This window comes from Lysinibacillus sp. G01H, assembly GCF_028872195.1.
Classification (GTDB): domain Bacteria; phylum Bacillota; class Bacilli; order Bacillales_A; family Planococcaceae; genus Lysinibacillus; species Lysinibacillus capsici.
On the sequence record NZ_CP118397.1, the window covers coordinates 118,469 to 141,137 of the forward strand.

Consider the following 22,669-nt stretch of genomic DNA (forward strand, 5'->3'; position numbering starts at 1 on the left):
CAGTTTTGAAAGAACAAGTAAGTTTTAAAAAAAGCTTGTATTTATACTGAAATATGGTATAATAAATCTTGTCTTTTAATAAGTCTAGTGATGATGGCAAAGAGGTCACACCCGTTCCCATACCGAACACGGAAGTTAAGCTCTTTAGCGCCGATGGTAGTTGGGGGCTTCCCCCTGTGAGAGTAGGACATCGCTAGGCATAATACCCAGGAGGATTAGCTCAGCTGGGAGAGCATCTGCCTTACAAGCAGAGGGTCGGCGGTTCGAGCCCGTCATCCTCCACCATATGCCGGTTTAGCTCAGCAGGTAGAGCAACTGACTTGTAATCAGTAGGTCGTGGGTTCGATTCCTATAGCCGGCACCATTTTTCGAGCCATTAGCTCAGTTGGTAGAGCATCTGACTTTTAATCAGAGGGTCGAAGGTTCGAGTCCTTCATGGCTCACCATTTTCAAATAATAATAAGCGGGTGTGGCGGAATTGGCAGACGCACTAGACTTAGGATCTAGCGCCGCAAGGCGTGGGGGTTCGACTCCCTTCACCCGCACCATTATTTTCATTGCCAGATAAAAAAAGCTTATGCACATGCGGAAGTAGTTCAGTGGTAGAACACCACCTTGCCAAGGTGGGGGTCGCGAGTTCGAACCTCGTCTTCCGCTCCAAATGTGCCGGGGTGGCGGAACTGGCAGACGCACAGGACTTAAAATCCTGCGGTAGGTGACTACCGTACCGGTTCGATTCCGGTCCTCGGCACCATTTTAAATGCGCCCGTAGCTCAATTGGATAGAGCGTCTGACTACGGATCAGAAGGTTATGGGTTCGACTCCTGTCGGGCGCGCCATAATAACAACGGGAAGTAGCTCAGCTTGGTAGAGCACTTGGTTTGGGACCAAGGGGTCGCAGGTTCGAATCCTGTCTTCCCGACCATTTCCTAAAAATAAAAAAACGGGGCCTTAGCTCAGCTGGGAGAGCGCCTGCCTTGCACGCAGGAGGTCAGCGGTTCGATCCCGCTAGGCTCCACCAATTCAAATACATGAACCTTGAAAACTGAACAAGCAAAACGTAATCAATAAAGTTTTAAGTAGCTAGTTTTACTAGCGAACGAAACACAATTTTGGACATCAAACATGATGCCAGCAAAACAATTTGAGCTAATCAAATTTCTTTTATGGAGAGTTTGATCCTGGCTCAGGACGAACGCTGGCGGCGTGCCTAATACATGCAAGTCGAGCGAACAGAAAAGGAGCTTGCTCCTTTGACGTTAGCGGCGGACGGGTGAGTAACACGTGGGCAACCTACCCTATAGTTTGGGATAACTCCGGGAAACCGGGGCTAATACCGAATAATCTCCTTTACTTCATGGTGAAGGACTGAAAGACGGTTTCGGCTGTCGCTATAGGATGGGCCCGCGGCGCATTAGCTAGTTGGTGAGGTAACGGCTCACCAAGGCGACGATGCGTAGCCGACCTGAGAGGGTGATCGGCCACACTGGGACTGAGACACGGCCCAGACTCCTACGGGAGGCAGCAGTAGGGAATCTTCCACAATGGGCGAAAGCCTGATGGAGCAACGCCGCGTGAGTGAAGAAGGTTTTCGGATCGTAAAACTCTGTTGTAAGGGAAGAACAAGTACAGTAGTAACTGGCTGTACCTTGACGGTACCTTATTAGAAAGCCACGGCTAACTACGTGCCAGCAGCCGCGGTAATACGTAGGTGGCAAGCGTTGTCCGGAATTATTGGGCGTAAAGCGCGCGCAGGCGGTCCTTTAAGTCTGATGTGAAAGCCCACGGCTCAACCGTGGAGGGTCATTGGAAACTGGGGGACTTGAGTGCAGAAGAGGAAAGTGGAATTCCAAGTGTAGCGGTGAAATGCGTAGAGATTTGGAGGAACACCAGTGGCGAAGGCGACTTTCTGGTCTGTAACTGACGCTGAGGCGCGAAAGCGTGGGGAGCAAACAGGATTAGATACCCTGGTAGTCCACGCCGTAAACGATGAGTGCTAAGTGTTAGGGGGTTTCCGCCCCTTAGTGCTGCAGCTAACGCATTAAGCACTCCGCCTGGGGAGTACGGTCGCAAGACTGAAACTCAAAGGAATTGACGGGGGCCCGCACAAGCGGTGGAGCATGTGGTTTAATTCGAAGCAACGCGAAGAACCTTACCAGGTCTTGACATCCCGTTGACCACTGTAGAGATATAGTTTCCCCTTCGGGGGCAACGGTGACAGGTGGTGCATGGTTGTCGTCAGCTCGTGTCGTGAGATGTTGGGTTAAGTCCCGCAACGAGCGCAACCCTTGATCTTAGTTGCCATCATTTAGTTGGGCACTCTAAGGTGACTGCCGGTGACAAACCGGAGGAAGGTGGGGATGACGTCAAATCATCATGCCCCTTATGACCTGGGCTACACACGTGCTACAATGGACGATACAAACGGTTGCCAACTCGCGAGAGGGAGCTAATCCGATAAAGTCGTTCTCAGTTCGGATTGTAGGCTGCAACTCGCCTACATGAAGCCGGAATCGCTAGTAATCGCGGATCAGCATGCCGCGGTGAATACGTTCCCGGGCCTTGTACACACCGCCCGTCACACCACGAGAGTTTGTAACACCCGAAGTCGGTGAGGTAACCTTTTGGAGCCAGCCGCCGAAGGTGGGATAGATGATTGGGGTGAAGTCGTAACAAGGTAGCCGTATCGGAAGGTGCGGCTGGATCACCTCCTTTCTAAGGATTATTTCGGAATACAAACCTTGGGTTTGTACGATTACGTTTTGCGTTCAGTTTTGAAGGTTTATGAAATTTAATAAAACTTCCAAGAGGGCCTATAGCTCAGCTGGTTAGAGCGCACGCCTGATAAGCGTGAGGTCGATGGTTCGAGTCCATTTAGGCCCACCATATATACCTCTTGGGGCCTTAGCTCAGCTGGGAGAGCGCCTGCCTTGCACGCAGGAGGTCAGCGGTTCGATCCCGCTAGGCTCCACCATTTTTTTGTTCTTTGAAAACTGGATAAAACGACATTGAAATTGTAACAAACACATTTATTTTTTAAGTTTTTTATAGGCTTAATAACTTGGTTAAGTTATTAAGGGCGCACGGCGAATGCCTTGGCACTAGGAGCCGAAGAAGGACGGCACTAACACCGATATGCTTCGGGGAGCTGTAAGTGAGCTTTGATCCGGAGATTTCCGAATGGGGGAACCCACTACGTTTAATCGCGTAGTATCTTGACGTGAATACATAGCGTCTTGAAGGCAGACCCAGGGAACTGAAACATCTAAGTACCTGGAGGAAGAGAAAGAAAAATCGATTCCCTGAGTAGCGGCGAGCGAAACGGGAAGAGCCCAAACCAAGAGGCTTGCCTCTTGGGGTTGTAGGACACTCAATACGGAGTTACAAAAGAGCGAGTTAGATGAAGCGACTTGGAAAGGTCCGCCAGAGCAGGTAAAAGCCCTGTAGTCGAAAGTTCGTTCTCTCCTGAGTGGATCCTGAGTACGGCGGAACACGTGAAATTCCGTCGGAATCCGGGAGGACCATCTCCCAAGGCTAAATACTACCTAGTGACCGATAGTGAACCAGTACCGTGAGGGAAAGGTGAAAAGCACCCCGGAAGGGGAGTGAAAGAGATCCTGAAACCGTGTGCCTACAAGTAGTTAGAGCCCGTTAATGGGTGATAGCGTGCCTTTTGTAGAATGAACCGGCGAGTTACGATTACGTGCGAGGTTAAGCTTTAGAAGGCGGAGCCGCAGCGAAAGCGAGTCTGAATAGGGCGAAATAGTACGTGGTCGTAGACCCGAAACCAGGTGATCTACCCATGTCCAGGGTGAAGGTGAGGTAACACTTACTGGAGGCCCGAACCCACGCACGTTGAAAAGTGCGGGGATGAGGTGTGGGTAGCGGAGAAATTCCAATCGAACTTGGAGATAGCTGGTTCTCTCCGAAATAGCTTTAGGGCTAGCCTCGTGATGAGAATACTGGAGGTAGAGCACTGTTTGGACTAGGGGGCCATCCCGGTTTACCGAATTCAGACAAACTCCGAATGCCAGATATTTATACACGGGAGTCAGACTGCGAGTGATAAGATCCGTAGTCAAAAGGGAAACAGCCCAGACCACCAGCTAAGGTCCCAAAGTAATCGTTAAGTGGAAAAGGATGTGGCGTTGCACAGACAACCAGGATGTTGGCTTAGAAGCAGCCATCATTTAAAGAGTGCGTAATAGCTCACTGGTCGAGTGACGCTGCGCCGAAAATGTATCGGGGCTAAACGATTCACCGAAGCTGTGGATTGACATCTACGATGTCAGTGGTAGGAGAGCGTTCTAAGTGCGTTGAAGTCAGACCGGAAGGACTGGTGGAGCGCTTAGAAGTGAGAATGCCGGTATGAGTAGCGAAAGACGGGTGAGAATCCCGTCCACCGTATGACTAAGGTTTCCTGAGGAAGGCTCGTCCGCTCAGGGTTAGTCGGGACCTAAGCCGAGGCCGATAGGCGTAGGCGATGGACAACAGGTTGATATTCCTGTACCACCTCCTCACCGTTTGAGAAATGGGGGGACGCAGTAGGATAGGGTAAGCGCGCCGTTGGTTGTGCGCGTCCAAGCAGTAAGGCGTGTGTGTAGGCAAATCCGCACACTGTAACGTTGAGCTGTGATGGCGAGTCCGTATGGACGAAGTTCCTGATTTCACACTGCCAAGAAAAGCCTCTATCGAGGTGAGAGGTGCCCGTACCGCAAACCGACACAGGTAGTCGAGGAGAGAATCCTAAGGTGTGCGAGAGAACTCTCGTTAAGGAACTCGGCAAAATGACCCCGTAACTTCGGGAGAAGGGGTGCTCTTGAGCGTGCAAGCGCATGAGAGCCGCAGTGAATAGGCCCAGGCGACTGTTTAGCAAAAACACAGGTCTCTGCAAAACCGTAAGGTGACGTATAGGGGCTGACGCCTGCCCGGTGCTGGAAGGTTAAGAGGAGTGGTTAGCGCAAGCGAAGCTGCGAATTGAAGCCCCAGTAAACGGCGGCCGTAACTATAACGGTCCTAAGGTAGCGAAATTCCTTGTCGGGTAAGTTCCGACCCGCACGAAAGGCGTAACGATCTGGGCACTGTCTCAACGAGAGACTCGGTGAAATTATAGTACCTGTGAAGATGCAGGTTACCCGCGACAGGACGGAAAGACCCCGTGGAGCTTTACTGTAGCCTGATATTGAATTTTGGTACAACTTGTACAGGATAGGTAGGAGCCAGAGATCTCGGAGCGCCAGCTTCGAAGGAGGCGTCGGTGGGATACTACCCTGGTTGTATTGAAATTCTAACCCATGCCCCTTAGCGGGGCAGGAGACAGTGTCAGGCGGACAGTTTGACTGGGGCGGTCGCCTCCTAAAAGGTAACGGAGGCGCCCAAAGGTTCCCTCAGAATGGTTGGAAATCATTCGTAGAGTGTAAAGGCACAAGGGAGCTTGACTGCGAGACCTACAAGTCGAGCAGGGTCGAAAGACGGGCTTAGTGATCCGGTGGTTCCGCATGGAAGGGCCATCGCTCAACGGATAAAAGCTACCCCGGGGATAACAGGCTTATCTCCCCCAAGAGTCCACATCGACGGGGAGGTTTGGCACCTCGATGTCGGCTCATCGCATCCTGGGGCTGTAGTCGGTCCCAAGGGTTGGGCTGTTCGCCCATTAAAGCGGTACGCGAGCTGGGTTCAGAACGTCGTGAGACAGTTCGGTCCCTATCCGTCGTGGGCGTAGGAAATTTGAGAGGAGCTGTCCTTAGTACGAGAGGACCGGGATGGACACACCGCTGGTGTACCAGTTGTCTTGCCAAAGGCATCGCTGGGTAGCTATGTGTGGACGGGATAAGTGCTGAAAGCATCTAAGCATGAAGCCCCCCTCAAGATGAGATTTCCCATTACGCAAGTAAGTAAGATCCCTCAAAGACGATGAGGTAGATAGGTTCGAGGTGGAAGTGTGGTGACACATGGAGCTGACGAATACTAATCGATCGAGGACTTAACCAAAAAAGTTTGAAGCATTCAATGCACCGTTTATCCAGTTTTGAAAGAACAAATCTTTCAATAAAAAAGAGAGCTTCAAGACACAAGTAGTACAAGGAAGCAAATGAGTGATTGAAGGAGCGTACTTTTGTACGTGACTGATTGAACGAGAGCAGCTGACGCAGTAATATGCCGTGTATTGGAGGTCGAATAAGTCTAGTGATGATGGCAAAGAGGTCACACCCGTTCCCATACCGAACACGGAAGTTAAGCTCTTTAGCGCCGATGGTAGTTGGGGGCTTCCCCCTGTGAGAGTAGGACGTCGCTAGGCAAATGAAAGATCAGAGAATAAATTCTCTGGTCTTTTTTTGTTGTACACAAATTAAGAAGATAGTTTAAATTAGGCTGTCCCCCGAAAAAGACAGCCCTATATACTTAAAATTCAAGAGCACTCCGAAGATCAGTTAGATAAGATTGACTCACTGGCAACTCATTTCCATCAATTAAAGTGACAATAAAATTTGATGTTAAATCACGTGCCATTTTTTTTATGAAGTGTATATTTACAATGTAAGATCTATGGATACGAATAAAATATGATGGTAATCGTAATTGAAGTTCTTTGAGTGTAATGCTCGTTTTATACTGATCACCCTCTACATAAAACCATGTTTTTTTCTGTAGGCTTTCAATATGAGATATTTTATTAATTGCTACAGGATTCCATTCCTCCTCTTGCTTTCCAGTTAAAAATTGAAATGGTTCTGCTCTTTTTGCTGTAAATGATGACGGTAGGACAATGACGAGAGCAGCAGGCTTATTTTGAATGTATATAGGATAACCAATGCCGTAATATGGCGTATCGAATAGGGAATTATCTAATATAGCATCTGTTCTTTTTTGAGTCTGTAATACTTGGTCCGCAATACTCCCAGGTAAGACTTGTTGACCTATCTCTAAATGAATACTTTGGTGACCAGAGTGAAAATAAACATAAGAATTTTCAACAGCAATCGCAATGGATGAATCAGCAGGTATCCAGTCTTTCAACATAAAAATATATTGTTGTGAAATATCTTTTACGAAAGAATTTAACTCATTGTTCATTGTGAATATCCCCCTTGTTTGTAAACAGTCTTCCAAATTTCATCGTCAAAAAAGGTAGTTTTATCCTTAAAATTTGATCTTTTATCGAAAAATAATGAAAATTCAAATAGTCTGTTATATATTAATTTACAACAAATAAACCTGTTATGGAACAGATAATTAAAAGTTTTTTAACAGAGTATATTGTACACAAAGGGGAAGGTGGAATTTCAATATGTCAACTCGTCAAGAAAGAATCGAAACTTTAGAAAAACAATGGGCTGAAAACCCACGTTGGGCTGGTATTGAACGCACATATTCAGCTGAAGAAGTTGTTAAATTACAGGGAACAGTAGTAATTGAACAAACACTAGCGCAAAAAGGTGCTACTCGACTTTGGAATTCATTACATGAGGAACCGTTCATCAATGCATTGGGGGCATTAACGGGGAATCAGGCAGTACAACAAGTAAAAGCTGGCTTAAAGGCTATCTATCTATCAGGCTGGCAAGTAGCTGCTGATGCAAACCTGTCTGGTCAAATGTATCCTGACCAATCATTATATCCAGCTAACTCTGTACCAGCAGTAGTAAAACGAATTAATCAAGCGCTTCAACGTGCAGATCAAATTGATCATGCTGAAGGACGTGTTGATCAATTTGATTGGTTCGCGCCAATCGTAGCAGACGCAGAAGCAGGTTTTGGTGGGCCTCTAAACGTATTCGAGCTTGTAAAAGGTATGATTGAAGCAGGAGCAGCTGGTGTTCACTTAGAAGATCAATTAGCTTCTGAAAAGAAATGTGGACACCTTGGAGGTAAAGTATTACTTCCAACACAAAATGCTGTTCGTAACTTAGTAGCTGCACGTTTAGCAACAGATGTTATGGGTGTAGATACAATTTTAATTGCACGTACAGATGCTGATGCTGCTGATATGGTTACATCAGATATTGATCCACGTGATGCAGAGTTCATCACTGGTGAACGCACACCTGAAGGCTTCTTCCGTACAAAAGCTGGAATCAAACAGGCAATTGCTCGTGGTTTAGCTTACGCTCCATATGCAGATTTAATTTGGTGTGAAACTTCTAAACCATCACTTGAAGAAGCTAGAGAATTTGCTGAAGCTATTCATGCTGAGTTCCCAGGTAAAATGCTTGCGTACAACTGCTCACCTTCATTCAACTGGAAGGCAAATCTTTCAGAAGAAGAAATTGCAGAGTATCAACGTGAACTTGGTAAGTTAGGTTATAAATTCCAATTCGTTACTTTAGCAGGTTTCCATGCACTAAACCACTCTATGTTCGAGCTTGCTCATGACTATAAAGATAATGGTATGGCTGCATATTCTAAGCTACAACAAGCAGAATTTGCTTCTGAGTCTAAAGGCTATACAGCTACACGTCACCAACGCGAAGTAGGTACTGGATACTTTGATGAAATCTCTCAGGTTATCTCTGGTGGTACTTCTTCTACAACAGCAATGGCTGGTTCTACTGAAACAGAACAGTTTGTATAAGTCGTAGTTTAAATACGTGTTTTCCTAAATTCATAATCATAGAATAGTCTCCTCCGCTCCTCCTAAAGCGGAGGATGACGAAACTAAAATGACAAAGGTGGGTAAACAGCTAATGGAACAAGCAACGACAGGTAAGCTTAAAATTGTTGGAGAACAAAATGAGCAAACTAATGAAATTTTGACACCTGAAGCTCTTGAATTTGTTCTTGCTCTGCACGAAAAATTTGATGCTCGCCGCAAGGAGCTGTTGGAGGCTCGACAAGAACGCCAAAAACGACTTGATGCGGGAGAGAAGCTGGATTTCCTACCAGAGACAAAGCATATTCGTGAAGGTGATTGGGTAATCGCACCACTTCCAAACGACTTGCAAGATCGCCGTGTTGAAATTACAGGGCCTGTTGATCGGAAAATGGTTATTAATGCGTTAAATTCTGGAGCAAAAATGTTCATGGCATGCTTTGAAGATGCATCTTCTCCGACATGGGAAAATATGATTGGCGGTCAAATTAATATGCGTGATGCTATTAATAAGACCATTGAGTTTACACAAGTATCCAATGGTAAAACATATAAATTAAATGATGAGACAGCAGTGCTATTAGTTCGTCCACGAGGTCTACACTTGCTTGAGAAGCATGTCCTGGTGGATGGAGAGCCGATTTCAGGCAGTTTCTTTGACTTCGGTTTATATCTATTCCACAATGCCAAAAACGCACTTGCACAAGGTACAGGGCCATATTTCTATCTACCAAAGCTTGAAAGTCATTTAGAGGCTCGACTATGGAATGATGTCTTTGTGTTTGCTCAAGATTATATTGGTATTCCACAGGGGACAATAAAAGCTACTGTATTAATCGAAACGATTTTAGCTGCATTTGAGATGGATGAAATTTTATATGAGCTACGTGAACATTCAGCTGGTTTGAATTGTGGTCGTTGGGATTATATTTTCAGCTACATTAAACGTCTACGCAATCAAGCTGATGTTATTTTGCCAGACCGTGGGCAAGTAACGATGACAGTACCTTTTATGAAAGCCTATACATCTTTATGTATTCAAACATGTCACAAGCGAAATGCACCAGCAATGGGCGGAATGGCAGCTCAAATTCCAGTTAAAAATGATGATGAGGCGAATGCAGTGGCATTTGCAAAGGTGGCAGAAGATAAACGTCGTGAGGCAACAGAGGGGCATGACGGTACATGGGTAGCACATCCTGGTATGGTTGCAACAGCGATGGAGCAATTTGATGCTATTATGACAACGCCTAATCAAATTCATAAAAAGCGTGAGGATGTACAAGTATCAGCCGAAGATTTAGTAGCTGTACCAGAAGGAACAATTACAATTGAAGGTCTACGTATTAACTGTAGTGTGGGTGTACAATATATTGCTTCATGGCTTCGAGGTAACGGAGCTGCACCAATTAATAACTTGATGGAGGATGCTGCAACAGCAGAAATCTCTCGTACACAAGTATGGCAATGGATCCGTCATCCCAAAGGAATCTTAGATGATGGACGCGGTATTACACTAGCATTTGTTTTAGAAATATTGGAAGAAGAACTTGTGAAAATTAAAGAGGCTGTTGGGGAACAAGCTTATAACAGTGGTCGCTATGAAGAAGCTGCTGAACTGTTTAAATCCTTAATTGAACAAGATGAATTTGCGGAATTCTTGACACTTCCAGGGTATGAAAAATTAGCGTAAAATACAAGTCTACTATCCAACATATCAAACTTTCCTAATAACTATCTAAGGATTGCACTCGGGTACAATCCAGCCTATTCCACTAACATAACGTGACGGGGTCTGTTCCCCCGTTTAAAGAGATGAGCACGATTGAATTAAAAGGGGTCTATAAATAAAAGTTAAGAGATTTTAAGGGGTAAAGATGTCTTACTAGCTTAGATGGGGAGCAGTAAGGCATCTTTTATATAGTACATCCGCGTAACTGTTTTTTTAGTTACGCGGTTTTTCTATGCTAATTTACTACGGCTAGTACAAAGCCGTCTTATGGATAGCAGCAGAGATAGAACTAAAATGACAACTCCCCAAACTGATGATTTAAATGGTATAAAAGTTATTTATGGATTTAAATTCTAATGTATGGGGTGAATACCCATACTTTCCCATCAGCCTTGATATCAAAACTTAAAGAGTTGTGGAACGGATTCTTGTTCAACTAACGAAGATATTTAGTTGAATATGTAACTTTTGGTAGACAATAGGTGTCTATATAAAAGAGGTGGGTAAATTGAAAATAAAAAAATTATTCTATGGTTTGATCGCATTAGCTTTATTCATGATTACAGGATGCAATATTCAAGGGGGAACTACAACAGTATCAATTGACAGTATAGATGCCGAAGAAGTTTTAACATTAGATTCTGATGCTGATATTTTTCAGTATGATGGAGTTATCTACAAAACTAATATTGATTGGGTTGAAGAATTGTCTTTAACAAAAGATGTTCAAATCGGTGAAATAAAAACAAAAAATGATGCTAATACAGATTTTAGAGATGAGATGTCGAATAAACTTCCTGTTGGTACAAAGATTTTTTCTACCAAAGAACGAGGAGATATTTTAATTGTTGAATCTGAAGGAGAAATCAAAAAATATCTTGCAATTGTTGAAGGGTAAACAAAATTCCTTGTTCAACAAACGTGGTGCTTTAATTGAATAGATAGAATGATGTATCCATCTCATACGAGGTGGTCTTTTTTATTTATACAGTGCCAAAACTTAATAGTTTTTACACCAGTGTGTTGATGCAGTAATATCAAGGTGTAAAAAGGTGTCATAACTTAGGTCGATAAATGTAGTGCAGAAATGAGGTATTTTTCTATGATTTACGGTTATGCAAGGGTATCGACTGTATCACAGGAATTAGAGGTTCAGCTTCAAGCGTTGGAGAGTGAAGGAGCGACTGTTATTTATAAAGAGAAATTCACAGGAACGAAAACAGACCGACCACAATTAAATGAGCTGCTGTCTAAATTAAATGAAGGTGACAGGCTTGTTGTAACCAGATTGGATCGATTGGCTCGAAACACTAAAGAAGGCATCGAGATCATTGAACGGTTATTCGCCAAAGGCGTAAATTTATTAAAAAGTTTCCGTCATCGAAAGCGTTTTGCATCGTTACTACAGCGATGTAAAACGCTTTTTTGCTTCAAAAAAGGAGCAACTATCATGAAAAATAAACTAAAAACTACACCAAACCAAGCAGTCTAAACATTTATTACATACGGCAATCAAAAAGGAGATCGGCAACTCAAAGAAGAACGCCTGCAGCAACTAGAAGAAACTTTAGCAGCACAAGGTATTTATCCTGGTGAGAAAGTACATAGGGTGCTAGAAAAATTGATTTATGATTTTACATACAATGGCATTATCAAAGTAAGCCGAGAGCATTTGAGTAACAAATTAGAGGTAGGATTAAATACAATTTCAACAGCTTTTAAGTATATGGAGCAATCTAAGAGCTATTTATCCTTTCCAGAAACAAATCAGAAAGACGGATAGTGGGTGTCGTGTCATTATAGATGCGCAACATGTGAATTTTGAAAGCATTTTAAAATGAGGGAGCATCTTTTCTCATTATGTCAAACCTACCAAGTGAAACCACCCAATATCGCACTCCAATTTAATGGCATTCATGAAACCATTCGCTCAGTCATGGCGGGCTATGGTGCAAATTTTATTTCTTCTCTTGCTGTTAGAGAGTATGTAGAGAGTGGGCAATTGGCGAGAGTTTATGTGAAGGAAATACATGCCATTAAACATAAAATTGCAATTTGTACAAGGAATAATGAGAAGCAGAATTTACTTGTGCAAAGATTTATTGAAACCATAAAAAATTCCCCTATTTAAAAATTTCAATCTCATGCAAGGTGGAGAGAAATTTGTTATATTAGTTGTATAACAAATATGGAGCTGATAAACATGTTTATTCAAATAGAATTTCAATCAGACGTACCTATTTATGAGCAGGTAACACGTCAAATTATCGAAGGAATTGCTAAAGGAGAAATGAAGCCAGGTGATACTTTACCGTCTGTGCGAAGTTTAGCTGCCGATTTAGGTGTTAATATGCATACTGTTAATAAAAGTTATCATGAATTAGAGGCAAAAGGGATTATTACCATTCGGCCAAAATCTGGAGCTATTATAAGTTCAGCAGAGGAGAGAGCTTTATCACCTGAGCAACTGCGACAAATCGAAAAGAATTTGAAACCTGTTGTGGCAGAAGGAATGGTGCTCGGCGCAACAGCTGAACAAATTGAGCACATGATGAAAAAAGTTTTTGCCGATTTGCAAATTCCAGCAGAGGGAGTGTAGCAAAATGCTACTTGGCGTTTTTATAACCATTTACATCATGACATTAGCTTTGCAAATAGTCGTTCCCTATATTGTACGAGAGACAGTCGTTTTTGGAGTCACAGTGCCTGATCAAAATATTAAGCATCCCATCTTAGCTCAGTTGAAAAAACAGTATGTGCAGTTCGTAGGGGGAACAGGGATAGTTTTTCTAATCATCATGATTATAAGTTACAATCAATTTGCTCCTTCTGAATCTATTCAAAGTATTGTTTTATTAAGCTGTTTGTTTAGTATGCTTGCAGTAAGTATGGCGTTGTATTGGATAAATCATCAAAAGGTATCGAAGTTGAAAAAACAAGAGCAGTGGGGCGCAAATATTAAACAAGTACGGGCAGTGGATTTAACTGCAAGAAGCCGTGATGAAATGCTTCCTTGGTCTTTTTTTGCTGTTCCATTAGGAATATCGGTATTTTTGATCATTTACACATACCTTCATTACGATCTCATGCCAAATGATATAGCAGTACATTGGGGGCCGAGTGGCGAAGCGGATGCCTGGAGAAACAAGACCTATTTTACAGCTATTTCACTGCCACTGGTAATGCTAATGATGCAGTGTATGATGTGGGGAATTACCGACTCCATTAAACGTTCTGCAATTAAATTAGCTGTAAATCGCAAAGAGGAATCGTTGGAGGATCAGCTAAAAACACGAAAATACATGAGTTGGCAAATACTACTGATAAGTTCTGCATTAACAGCTTTATTAACAATTTTACAATTAAGTAACATCTATCCTTCTATGACAGTAGGCTATAAGCTATTACCAGTATTTATTTTGTTCTTAGTTGTTTTGCTGGGTTCATTACTGATATATGTGGTGAAAAAGTATAAACATAAAGTACGCTATGAAGCAAATATAGATTCCCAAGTAATGGATGTGGATGAGGATCGTTATTGGAAGGGCGGCTTAATTTATATGAATCGACAAGACCCATCCGTTTTTGTGGAGAAACGCTTTGGGGTAGGATGGACCATGAACCTTGCCAATCCTAGAGGCTATATTGTTATTGGATTACCTTTTCTCTTATTGCTGTTGATTTCTATATTTTCATTATAAAATAATAGTAATTTATGATGAAAAAATTTGTTCTATATGATCGGTTTTTTTCTTATTAACTGGAGGTGGGCAGGTGAAGATCCTTGTTGTCGATGATGATGTTCATATTTTACAGCTAGTCAATATTTATCTTACAAAGGAAGGCTACCAAGTGCTACTTGCTGAAAATGCAAAGCAGGCACTAGCCTTACTCGAAGGGAGTCTGCCTGATTTAGCTGTTGTCGATGTGATGATGCCAGGAATGGATGGTTTTACACTGACAGAGTATTTAACTCAAGATTATGATATTCCTGTTTTATTATTAACAGCAAAAGGTGAGCTAGAGGATAAAGAACGTGGCTTTTTAGCAGGATCTGACGATTATGTTGTAAAGCCCTTTGAACCAAAGGAATTATTATTTCGTATAGCTGCGATATTGAGGAGATTTGATAAAAAAAACCAAGTAACCATCCAAGTAGGTAAACTAGTAATTGACCGACGAAGCTTTGAGGTTGTAATAGGGGAAAATACACTTATATTACCTTTAAAGGAATTTGAATTACTGGCTTTGTTAGCATCACGTCCCCATCAAGTGTTTACTCGTAGCTATATTATGGAACAAGTATGGGGCTATGACTATGATGGAGATGAGCAAACGTTAAATACGCATGTGAAGCGGATTCGTGAAAGATTAAACCGATATGACACGGCTGTTGAAATTACAACAGTAAGAGGTGTTGGCTATAAGCTAGAGGAAGCAACATGAAAACCTTATATAGTAAATTTGTTGTAACAACAATGCTGGTAATGATCGGAAGCTTATGTATGGGATTTTTGGCAACGAATACCTATTACCATCAAGTTATAAAAGAAAAAAATGATGCAAAGAACGTTAGCATAGCACAGGATATTGTGCATTATATTGAGACAGACAAACCAGAGGATTTAAATAGCTATCTGACAACATTGGGTGAAATCGGCTATCAAATTTATGTGACAACTGGTGAGGAGGGGCAATTTTTTGGCGGTCCATATCGTGATAAAACATTGTCAACGTCTGTGGTAGAGCGTGTTTTAAATGGGGAAACCTATCATGGTATGCGAGATTTTCCTAAAGAAACCTTTGTAACAGGATTTTTTGCTAATGAACTGAATAATACAATTGGTGTGCCATTTACCTATGGAAGCAAGTCCTATGCATTATTCATAAGACCTGATATTCGTTTATTGTTTTCTGAGGTGCATACAATACTTGCAGGATTAATGTTGGTTATGACAATACTGAGCCTACTTGCCATGCTACTATTTGCTAAAGCATTAATTCGCCCCATTACAAAGTTAACAGCAGCCACTCAACAGCTAGCGCATGAAAAATTTGATACAGTTCTAGATATTGATCGTGCAGATGAAATTGGTCAATTAGCATCAAGCTTTAATAGGATGACCGAGAGATTACAGGAAACTGATCGTACAAGGAAGGAATTTATTAGTAATGTATCACATGATTTTCAATCACCTTTATTAAATATTCAAGGGTATGTAGATTTACTGAAAAATCCTTCCCTTACTGAACAGGAAAGACAGGAATATGCAGCAATCATTGAACTAGAAACAAAACGCCTATCTACATTAACCAAACAGTTATTATTATTAACCTCCCTTGACCAATCGACAATAATTGTAAAACGTGAGTCTTATCGTTTAGATGAACAGCTAAAGGAAACTGTACGAAAGTATCGTTGGCAAATGGAAGAGTCACAACTTCAAATATCATATAAGCTTGAGCAAATTATTTTTGATGGCGATGCAGGGCTTTTACAAAACGTATGGGATAATTTACTGACAAATGCCATTAAATATAATGTAGAGGGTGGGCAAATACATCTACATTTACAAAAAAGATCTGCCTTAGTTGAAATTCTTGTGGAGGACAGTGGGATAGGAATGACTGAGGATCAGTTAGCAAAAGTATATGACCGTTTTTATCGTGCCGATGCGTCTAGAACCAAGCAAGGGACCGGACTAGGCTTAGCGATTGTCAAACAAATTGTTGAGCTACATGGAGGGACCATACAGATGCAAAGTACAGTGCATGCGGGCACAAAGGTTTATATCCATCTACCAATTTTGTCATAAGGAGTTCATGTAAAGTTCATGTTCACAAGATAAACTGCTACTTAGTTGAAACACGACTAGGGGGAGTTATCGTATGGAACAAAAGTGGAGCATACGCCTTATTCGATTAGCGGCAATTTTTGCTTTAATCGGCACATATTTAGGTTCACATATGTCGGGATCAGGTAGTTATGAATATAGACCGATACATGCACATATTTTACTTGTTGGCTGGCTTAGTATGTTTGCCTGGGGTATTTTTTATAGAGCCTTCAAAGTGAAATCACAAAAATTAGTAACCATTCATGGTTGGACAGCTATTGTGGGTGTTCTGGGCTTAACGTTAGGCATGTGGTTTTACAATATAAATCCATTTAATTTTGGTAGCACTTTTACATTAGTCTTCTTTATTGTAGGAGGAACTACGCTATTAATTAGCTTTGCTTTATTTATTGTTGTAACATTTATGATTCAACAACAAAAGGATAATAGCAGTCATTAATAAAACCTACCGTGTCTTATGTGATGCGGTAGGTTTTTTAATATTTATTTAATTTCTTCCAGTGACTTTTTCAGCCATCTTGTCGCCTCTTGATAGTCTTGTGCAACACCATGCCCTTTTTTGTAGAGCATACCAAGCTGGAATTGGGCTTTTTGATGCCCTTGATTAGCAGATAGTCGATAAAGCTGGGCGGCCTTTGCAAAGTCCTTTGGTACGCCCTGTCCATGAATGTGCATTTGGGCTAATTGGTATTGTGCCTTCATATGTCCTTGTGATGCAGCCTGTTCAATCCATTTAGCTGCCTCTGTGTAATCCTGTTCTACGCCTTTACCTTTATCAAATAAATTGCCCAGTTGATACTGCGCACCTGCATGGCCTTGAGTGGCTGCTAGTCGATAACATCTGCGTGCCTCCTCAAGATTTAAGGCTACCCCTAATCCCTGTTCATAAAGTAGGCCTAATTGATATTCAGCTTGAATATGTGATTGATCGGTTGCTGCTCGCCACCATTTAACGGCCTCCTTATAATTTATAGGAACACCAGTGCCAGATGTCAGTAATAGGCCAAGCTCATACTGTGCATCTGCATAGCCCTTTTCAGCGGCTGTCCTAAAATATGACATTGCCTTGGCTGGGTCTTGAAGCTGATATGCATATAGACGTCCAAGCTCGAAGCCAGCGCTGATATGGCCATTGTCAGCAGCTTGCAGTAGCCACTTTTCTGCTGACACAAGATTCTGTTCTTTTTCATACAGCAGGCCAAGACAGTATTGAGCATTTAAATGTCCTTTATGTGCCGCTAGCTTGAACCATTTTAAAGCTTCTATATGATCCTTCGTCATTCCTTGCCCAGTATTATAGAGCATGGCCAGTTGAAACTCTGCGTTCACATGGTCCTGTAAAGCAGCCATATGAAACCATTTTGCTGCTTCTTCTTGGTTTTGGGGAATACCACGCCCTTTAAGATGCATATAACCGAGATTGTATTGAGCACTTGCATCTCCAGTTAAGGCAGCCATTTTGAAATAAGCGACGGCCTTATCATAGCTTTGCTCCACACCCGTGCCATTATGATAAAGAAAGCCTAGATTGTTTTGGGCACTTGTATTCCCTTGATTGGCTGCTAAGGTATACCACTTGGCAGCTTCATTAAAATTTTGAGATAGGCCTAAGCCTTGATTATAGAGTACACCTAAATTGTATTGGGCGTCAGCATTCTCTAAATCAGCAGCTATTTGGTAATGACGTGCAGCCTCTAGATAATCCTGTATAACACCTTGGCCTAGATGATAAAGTACACCGAGGCTATAGTGAGCATTTGCGTCATTTTGTGCGGCAGCTCGTTCATACCACATTTTTGCAAGCCTATAGTCCTTTTCTACACCTCGCCCATGATTGTAAAGAGCACCTAAGTTATATTGAGCACTTGCATCTCCATTCTGGGCAGCTACTTCAAACCATTTGACAGCATGTTCGTAAGCCTCTCGTGACTGCTCATGCTGAAGTATATTTTTATCAAATATAGAAGGAAGTTCTGTGACATGAGAAGACAGGCGGTTCGATTTGAAACTACGATCATAGCGCTTCATAAACCATTCAACAATATCGCTAAGATAGTCTAAAACAATTTTAGCTGCTTTGGCTTCTACAATGTCATTACTAGTATGGCTTGTCATTTTATGAATTAGATTCATCAATAAATAAATTCGACGAGGATGAATTTGCGCCACAAAACTTCGATTATTTAATAGCATTCGGACATTTTTGAGTTTAGGTTCGGTATGCATTTCCAATCGATAAATCTCATATAAAATTTCCTCTAATACAAGAAGTGACTTCTGTAAGGATTCTGCTGGGGTTGAAATGGCGAGCAAACTAGCATCCTGTAAATTTTTGGATAATGTTGTGAAGGACAGCTGTCTTAATTTTTGACATTGTTCTTCAAGGTTTTCATAATGCATGACGAAAGAACTCACCTCTTTCAGTTAATTACCTCGGTTTTTATTGCAAGCATTTTACTTTTAAACCTTTTTACAAAGCGCCTCTTCATCTCTTTGTTCATATATCGGAGAAAAATCGATATTATTGATATGTTTTAATGGGATTGATCAGTTGAATTGTTGGTGTTACATGATACTATTTGATATAAGGGAGATTCGTAGCTACGGAGAACCTGTCAGCCTTTAGGTGGGGGATCGAAATGAAAAATATTGCAGCTATTATACCAGCATATAATCCACAACAATCACTCATTACCTATGTACATCAATTATTAGCAACGACTATTACACAAATCATCATTGTCAATGATGGGAGTGATCAAAAATATAAAGATATTTTTGAAAACCTAGATAAAATTGAACGCTGCCAAGTACTACAGCATGATTGCAATATTGGTAAGGGTGGCGCACTTAAGACCGCCTTTGCATATATACGAGAACAACAAGCAAGGTGCCATGGTATCCTTACAGTTGGGGCTCATGGGCAACATACTTTACAAGATGTTAAGCTTGTTTTAACCATGACAAAGGTGTTTTCTGAAGGGATTGTGCTAGGTGTGCGTAACTTTCGTTCAACTGATAGTACATTTCTTTCTTACTGGGGAAATCGTGCAACAAGCTTATTTTTCGAGATACTGTATCATAAGAAATTAATGGATACACAAACAGGTTTACGTTATATTTCCATCAATGAGTTGCCTTGGTTAATGAAAGTAAAAGGTGAACGCTATGATTATGATACAAACATGTTGATTGCTGCACTTAAAAGAAAGTGTCCAGTTTTCGAGGTAGAAATTGGGCAATTACGTATAAAGAAGAATTCAATAATTCAGTACGATGAAATAACAAACGCTGGTACCATTATTACGAGAATGCTCATCAATTATCTAAAACCAAGGAATAGTAATGGCTAGGTTTAAATTTAAAATAATGAGCTAGGATAAAGAATAACGATCACTCATTAGAGCGTAGCGAGTATAAGAGAAGGAGCAATGTATATGGAATATTCAGATCAAGTGAAAAATCGTGTGAAACGGATGGAAGGACAGCTACGTGGCATTTTGAAAATGATGGAGGAGGAAAAAGACTGTAAGGCAGTCATTACACAATTATCAGCAGTACGCTCTGCTGTAGACCGTACAGTTGGGGTTATTGTTAGTACGAACCTATTGGAATGTGTACAGAATGCTGAAGGGGATGGTGAAAAAATGAACGAAGCCATTCAGGAAGCAGTTAATTTAGTGGTGAAAAGTAGATAATTTACTAAACGCCTGAACAATTACAGAATCTAAATCGAAATAAAACTCACTATTAATTAGGTGAGTTTTATTATTTTGCAAAAAAATAGTTATATTCGCTAATTATATTTTATTAGTAGGTATTTTATATTATATAAAATTTAATATATTTTTAGTTAAAAGTCTTAGTTAGTGAACTTGTATGATAGCTTAGTAGGTACATTCTTTGCTATGCTAAATAGTAAAGAAAGAATCAAAGGGAAGGTGATGAGCGATGAAAAAATTATTGTTATGTGGTGCAGCTTTATTGATGTTAAGTCCAACTGCTGTCTATGCAAAACAAACAGAAAATACCTCCCCAATTTATCCTATGGTAGCTAACTCAACAGTAGCAAGTTGGGATCAATTAACAGAAGAACTTGCAAAGCAAATACAAAACTTTGAGACCGATATAAAAATTAAGTATACAGGCAAAATAGGCGACCTAAAAAAAGAAATGATGGACGCACTTGAAAAAGCTAAGCAACAAGCCGTTTATGCAAGTGGACATATAGAAAGTACCATGGTTTCCGCAGATTCTCTAGGGAATGTAACCTATAAAATGAAGTACCTGACAAGTCAAACTCAAGAAGCAGCTGTACAAAAAAAGATTAATCTAATTCTGAAAAATATTATCAAACCTTCTATGACAGATTTTCAAAAAGTAAAAGCTGTTAACGATTATATTGTATCCAATACTATGTACGGAACTAAAACTAAGGCAAGTCCACATAGTGCTTATGCTTTGTTTTTTGAAGGACAAGCTGTATGCCAAGGTTATGCATTGGCAGCACATGCTATGTTAGAGCAATCTGGGATAGAGACAAAATATGTTGTAGGCTTTGTAAATGGGAATGAGGCACATGCTTGGAATTTAGTAAAGGTTGATGGGGAATGGTATCATTTGGATACAACGTGGAACGATCCTTTGCCAAATCGCGTTGGTGCGGCGTCCTATGACTATTTTTTAGTGTCGGACAATCAAATTAGCAAAGACCATACTTGGATTAAAGGAAATTATCCTACTGCTACAAGCACTAAATACAGTTATATGCTTAATGTCCATTTCGCACATCAGTTAAATAATATTGTTTATTTTAGTAATACTGCAGATAACGATAAACTGTATAAGCTTGATATGACTAGTGGTAGTAAGTCAAAGGTATTAGATAAACGTTCGTTGTATATTACAGGGACTAATCAAAACCTATATTATAGTGATTACAGTAACGGTGGGTATTTGACAAAGCTAGATTTAAAAACGTTAAAAGCTGAGGTGCTAGTGAAGCAGCCAGTAACAAATTTAAAGGTTAGTGACAATTATTTACTGTATAATGTCCAAACAAAAGAACATAAACTTAAAATTAATTAAGTCAACAAACAAATATTAACAAGCACAAATGGACCCTTAAGTGAGTTCTTTGTGCTTTTTTTGTATATAATGTAAGGAAGACGGTTGGAGGTGAGGAGTTTGTGGAAGAAATTAGCTATAATTGCCATTATTGTTATTTTTATTGATCCTATTTATACAGCTGGTAAGGCAGTTATTCAACAGGTGGTGGATTGGACAAATAATGATGAAATCGAAACGATGCTACTTTCAACAAAGGAGAAGATCGTAGATGTTACTGCAAGACTTTCAGATAATGCCTCAATTGAAACAGCCCTACCTATAGAAGATGTACATGAAGCGGAGGTAGCCCCTACAGCTCCACCTATTCAGAAACCTGAAACAAAGTTAGTCGTGACAAATGCCAAGGAACTGGCTGATGCGATGTATGCGTATTATAATAGCTTTTCACCAAAGTTTGAAATTCAATATAAAGGGAATACACAGAGAATTGAACAAATTGTAGAAGAGGCCTATAACAATGCTATCAAACGCGATGACTATGTTTACGGCCATGTAAGTAAACATTCAATTCGATATGAATATGGGCGAAATAAAGCAACTATTTTTGGAGAACAGAGCTATTTAATGACGCCAGAGCAGGCGGCATATGTAGAGATGAATGTTCAAGAAATTATTGCTAGGATTAGTAAAAAATCTATGACGGATGTAGAAAAGGTACGAGCTGTCAATGACTATATTGTTGCCAATACTTCCTATACAGAACAAACGAACTCTAGCCCACACAGCGCTTATACCGTTCTTGCTGAGCACGGGGGAGTATGCCAGGGCTATGCTTTACTTGCTCACTCTATGCTTCAAAAATTGGGTATTGAAACAAAATATATTGTGGGCTATGTAGGTCAAGAGGGACATGCGTGGAATCTAGTCAAGCTGGATGGACAGTGGTATCATCTCGATACGACATGGAATGATCCAGTACCAGATCGTAAGGGTGCAATACGCTACCAATACTTTTTAGTAGATGACCGTACAATGGCGAAGGATCACTCGTGGATTGCTGAAGACTATCCAAAAGCAACAAGCACACTGTATAGTTATTATCATGATATAGACTTCCCAGCACAGGTTGGAGACCAATTGTTTTATAGTAATATTGCAGATGACAATAAGCTATATGTACTAGATATGAAAACTGGTAAGACGAAACGTGTCACAAATTCCCGGGCGCAATATATCGTTTATTCAGATGGTTGGCTCTACTTTAGTAATTATTCCCGAGGGGCGTATTTAACAAAGATTCGTCCAGATGGTAGTGGAGAAGAGGTACTAAATAGGGAGGATTCGAAGGATTTATTTATAAAGGATGGCTATCTCTATTTTACGACGAAAGAATTGAAGAGACTGGCACTTTAAAAGCAA

At 41.1% G+C, this 22,669-nt stretch carries 16 protein-coding genes, 11 tRNA genes, 4 rRNA genes and 1 pseudogene; 30 read left to right on the forward strand and 2 right to left on the reverse strand.

Annotation, left to right across the window (positions count from 1 at the left end):
- The first annotated feature begins 83 nt into the window (after nt 1-83).
- From rrf (PSR12_RS00565) to rrf (PSR12_RS00635), 15 genes are all read left to right on the forward strand, one after another.
- Nucleotides 84-199, forward strand: a 5S ribosomal RNA gene (rrf, locus tag PSR12_RS00565).
- Nucleotides 200-209: 10 nt separating this feature from the next.
- A tRNA-Val gene (locus PSR12_RS00570) sits at nt 210-285 on the forward strand.
- A gap of 3 nt (nt 286-288) precedes the next feature.
- Nucleotides 289-364: transfer RNA gene (locus tag PSR12_RS00575), tRNA-Thr, on the forward strand.
- A 6-nt stretch (nt 365-370) separates the two neighbouring features.
- Nucleotides 371-446 (forward strand) — tRNA-Lys (locus tag PSR12_RS00580).
- Nucleotides 447-463: 17 nt separating this feature from the next.
- Nucleotides 464-548: transfer RNA gene (locus PSR12_RS00585), tRNA-Leu, on the forward strand.
- Between the two features lie 37 nt (nt 549-585).
- Nucleotides 586-660: transfer RNA gene (locus PSR12_RS00590), tRNA-Gly, on the forward strand.
- A 5-nt stretch (nt 661-665) separates the two neighbouring features.
- Nucleotides 666-754, forward strand: a tRNA-Leu gene (locus tag PSR12_RS00595).
- Nucleotides 755-762: 8 nt separating this feature from the next.
- Nucleotides 763-839, forward strand: a tRNA-Arg gene (locus PSR12_RS00600).
- Nucleotides 840-848: 9 nt separating this feature from the next.
- Nucleotides 849-925 (forward strand) — tRNA-Pro (locus PSR12_RS00605).
- Nucleotides 926-945: 20 nt separating this feature from the next.
- A tRNA-Ala gene (locus tag PSR12_RS00610) sits at nt 946-1,021 on the forward strand.
- A 142-nt stretch (nt 1,022-1,163) separates the two neighbouring features.
- Nucleotides 1,164-2,715 (forward strand): 16S ribosomal RNA (locus PSR12_RS00615).
- 94 nt (nt 2,716-2,809) lie between these two features.
- Nucleotides 2,810-2,886: transfer RNA gene (locus PSR12_RS00620), tRNA-Ile, on the forward strand.
- Nucleotides 2,887-2,898: 12 nt separating this feature from the next.
- Nucleotides 2,899-2,974: transfer RNA gene (locus tag PSR12_RS00625), tRNA-Ala, on the forward strand.
- An 89-nt stretch (nt 2,975-3,063) separates the two neighbouring features.
- Nucleotides 3,064-5,991 (forward strand): 23S ribosomal RNA (locus tag PSR12_RS00630).
- A gap of 191 nt (nt 5,992-6,182) precedes the next feature.
- Nucleotides 6,183-6,298: ribosomal RNA gene (gene rrf, locus PSR12_RS00635) — 5S ribosomal RNA — on the forward strand.
- The 16S, 23S and 5S rRNA genes sit together here with 11 tRNA genes alongside, the layout of an rRNA operon.
- Before the next feature lie 104 nt (nt 6,299-6,402).
- Here the strand turns inward: rrf (PSR12_RS00635) and PSR12_RS00640 are convergent.
- Entirely contained in the window at nt 6,403-7,074 is a 672-nt protein-coding gene (locus PSR12_RS00640; RefSeq protein ID WP_274771161.1) for a LytTR family DNA-binding domain-containing protein, read from the reverse strand.
- Between the two features lie 214 nt (nt 7,075-7,288).
- On the opposite strand from PSR12_RS00640, the gene aceA reads away from it, so the two are divergent.
- From aceA to PSR12_RS00695, 11 genes and pseudogenes are all read left to right on the forward strand, one after another.
- The gene (aceA, locus tag PSR12_RS00645; RefSeq protein ID WP_221681309.1) at nt 7,289-8,572 is read left to right on the forward strand and encodes an isocitrate lyase; all 1,284 of its coding nucleotides are present in this window, start codon (nt 7,289-7,291) and stop codon (nt 8,570-8,572) included.
- A 112-nt stretch (nt 8,573-8,684) separates the two neighbouring features.
- Nucleotides 8,685-10,283: a malate synthase A gene (gene aceB, locus PSR12_RS00650; RefSeq protein ID WP_039885193.1), complete on the forward strand. Its 1,599-nt coding sequence runs from the start codon at nt 8,685-8,687 to the stop codon at nt 10,281-10,283.
- 538 nt (nt 10,284-10,821) lie between these two features.
- Entirely contained in the window at nt 10,822-11,220 is a 399-nt protein-coding gene (locus PSR12_RS00655; RefSeq protein ID WP_231595766.1) for a hypothetical protein, read from the forward strand.
- A gap of 204 nt (nt 11,221-11,424) precedes the next feature.
- Nucleotides 11,425-11,685 (forward strand): annotated as a pseudogene (locus PSR12_RS00660) (recombinase family protein); the annotation flags it as partial.
- Nucleotides 11,686-11,943: 258 nt separating this feature from the next.
- Nucleotides 11,944-12,105 carry a hypothetical protein gene (locus tag PSR12_RS00665; protein ID WP_231595767.1) on the forward strand — a complete coding sequence of 54 codons (162 nt, stop codon included), beginning with the start codon at nt 11,944-11,946 and terminating at the stop codon, nt 12,103-12,105.
- A gap of 54 nt (nt 12,106-12,159) precedes the next feature.
- Entirely contained in the window at nt 12,160-12,453 is a 294-nt protein-coding gene (locus PSR12_RS00670; RefSeq protein WP_342456122.1) for a LysR substrate-binding domain-containing protein, read from the forward strand.
- A gap of 72 nt (nt 12,454-12,525) precedes the next feature.
- On the forward strand, nt 12,526-12,921 hold the full coding sequence (locus tag PSR12_RS00675) for a GntR family transcriptional regulator (protein ID WP_221681315.1): 396 nt from the start codon (nt 12,526-12,528) through the stop codon (nt 12,919-12,921).
- Between the two features lie 4 nt (nt 12,922-12,925).
- Nucleotides 12,926-14,023 carry a DUF1648 domain-containing protein gene (locus PSR12_RS00680; protein ID WP_221681316.1) on the forward strand — a complete coding sequence of 366 codons (1,098 nt, stop codon included), beginning with the start codon at nt 12,926-12,928 and terminating at the stop codon, nt 14,021-14,023.
- 73 nt (nt 14,024-14,096) lie between these two features.
- Nucleotides 14,097-14,768 carry a response regulator transcription factor gene (locus tag PSR12_RS00685; RefSeq protein WP_257520918.1) on the forward strand — a complete coding sequence of 224 codons (672 nt, stop codon included), beginning with the start codon at nt 14,097-14,099 and terminating at the stop codon, nt 14,766-14,768.
- Nucleotides 14,765-16,138 (forward strand): HAMP domain-containing sensor histidine kinase, encoded by a 1,374-nt coding sequence (locus PSR12_RS00690; RefSeq protein WP_221681318.1) that lies wholly within the window; start codon nt 14,765-14,767, stop codon nt 16,136-16,138. Before PSR12_RS00685 ends, PSR12_RS00690 begins: the two co-directional genes overlap by 4 nt.
- A 73-nt stretch (nt 16,139-16,211) precedes the next feature.
- Nucleotides 16,212-16,619 carry a hypothetical protein gene (locus tag PSR12_RS00695; protein ID WP_004233089.1) on the forward strand — a complete coding sequence of 136 codons (408 nt, stop codon included), beginning with the start codon at nt 16,212-16,214 and terminating at the stop codon, nt 16,617-16,619.
- 44 nt (nt 16,620-16,663) lie between these two features.
- On the opposite strand, the gene PSR12_RS00700 is transcribed toward PSR12_RS00695, so the two are convergent.
- Nucleotides 16,664-18,580 carry an SEL1-like repeat protein gene (locus tag PSR12_RS00700; RefSeq protein WP_221681320.1) on the reverse strand — a complete coding sequence of 639 codons (1,917 nt, stop codon included), beginning with the start codon at nt 18,578-18,580 and terminating at the stop codon, nt 16,664-16,666.
- Nucleotides 18,581-18,819: 239 nt separating this feature from the next.
- Between PSR12_RS00700 and PSR12_RS00705 the strand changes: the two genes are divergently transcribed.
- The 4 genes from PSR12_RS00705 to PSR12_RS00720 all read left to right on the forward strand — a co-directional run bounded on the left by PSR12_RS00705 (nt 18,820) and on the right by PSR12_RS00720 (nt 22,663).
- Complete coding sequence (locus tag PSR12_RS00705) at nt 18,820-19,533, forward strand: glycosyltransferase family 2 protein (protein ID WP_004233095.1); 714 nt, start codon at nt 18,820-18,822, stop codon at nt 19,531-19,533.
- Nucleotides 19,534-19,617: 84 nt separating this feature from the next.
- A complete protein-coding gene (locus PSR12_RS00710; protein ID WP_004233098.1) occupies nt 19,618-19,878 on the forward strand; it encodes a metal-sensitive transcriptional regulator in 261 nt (86 codons plus the stop codon).
- 253 nt (nt 19,879-20,131) lie between these two features.
- Complete coding sequence (locus PSR12_RS00715; protein ID WP_274771169.1) at nt 20,132-21,268, forward strand: transglutaminase domain-containing protein; 1,137 nt, start codon at nt 20,132-20,134, stop codon at nt 21,266-21,268.
- Nucleotides 21,269-21,358: 90 nt separating this feature from the next.
- Nucleotides 21,359-22,663 (forward strand): transglutaminase domain-containing protein, encoded by a 1,305-nt coding sequence (locus PSR12_RS00720; protein WP_274771171.1) that lies wholly within the window; start codon nt 21,359-21,361, stop codon nt 22,661-22,663.
- Nucleotides 22,664-22,669: the final 6 nt, after the last annotated feature.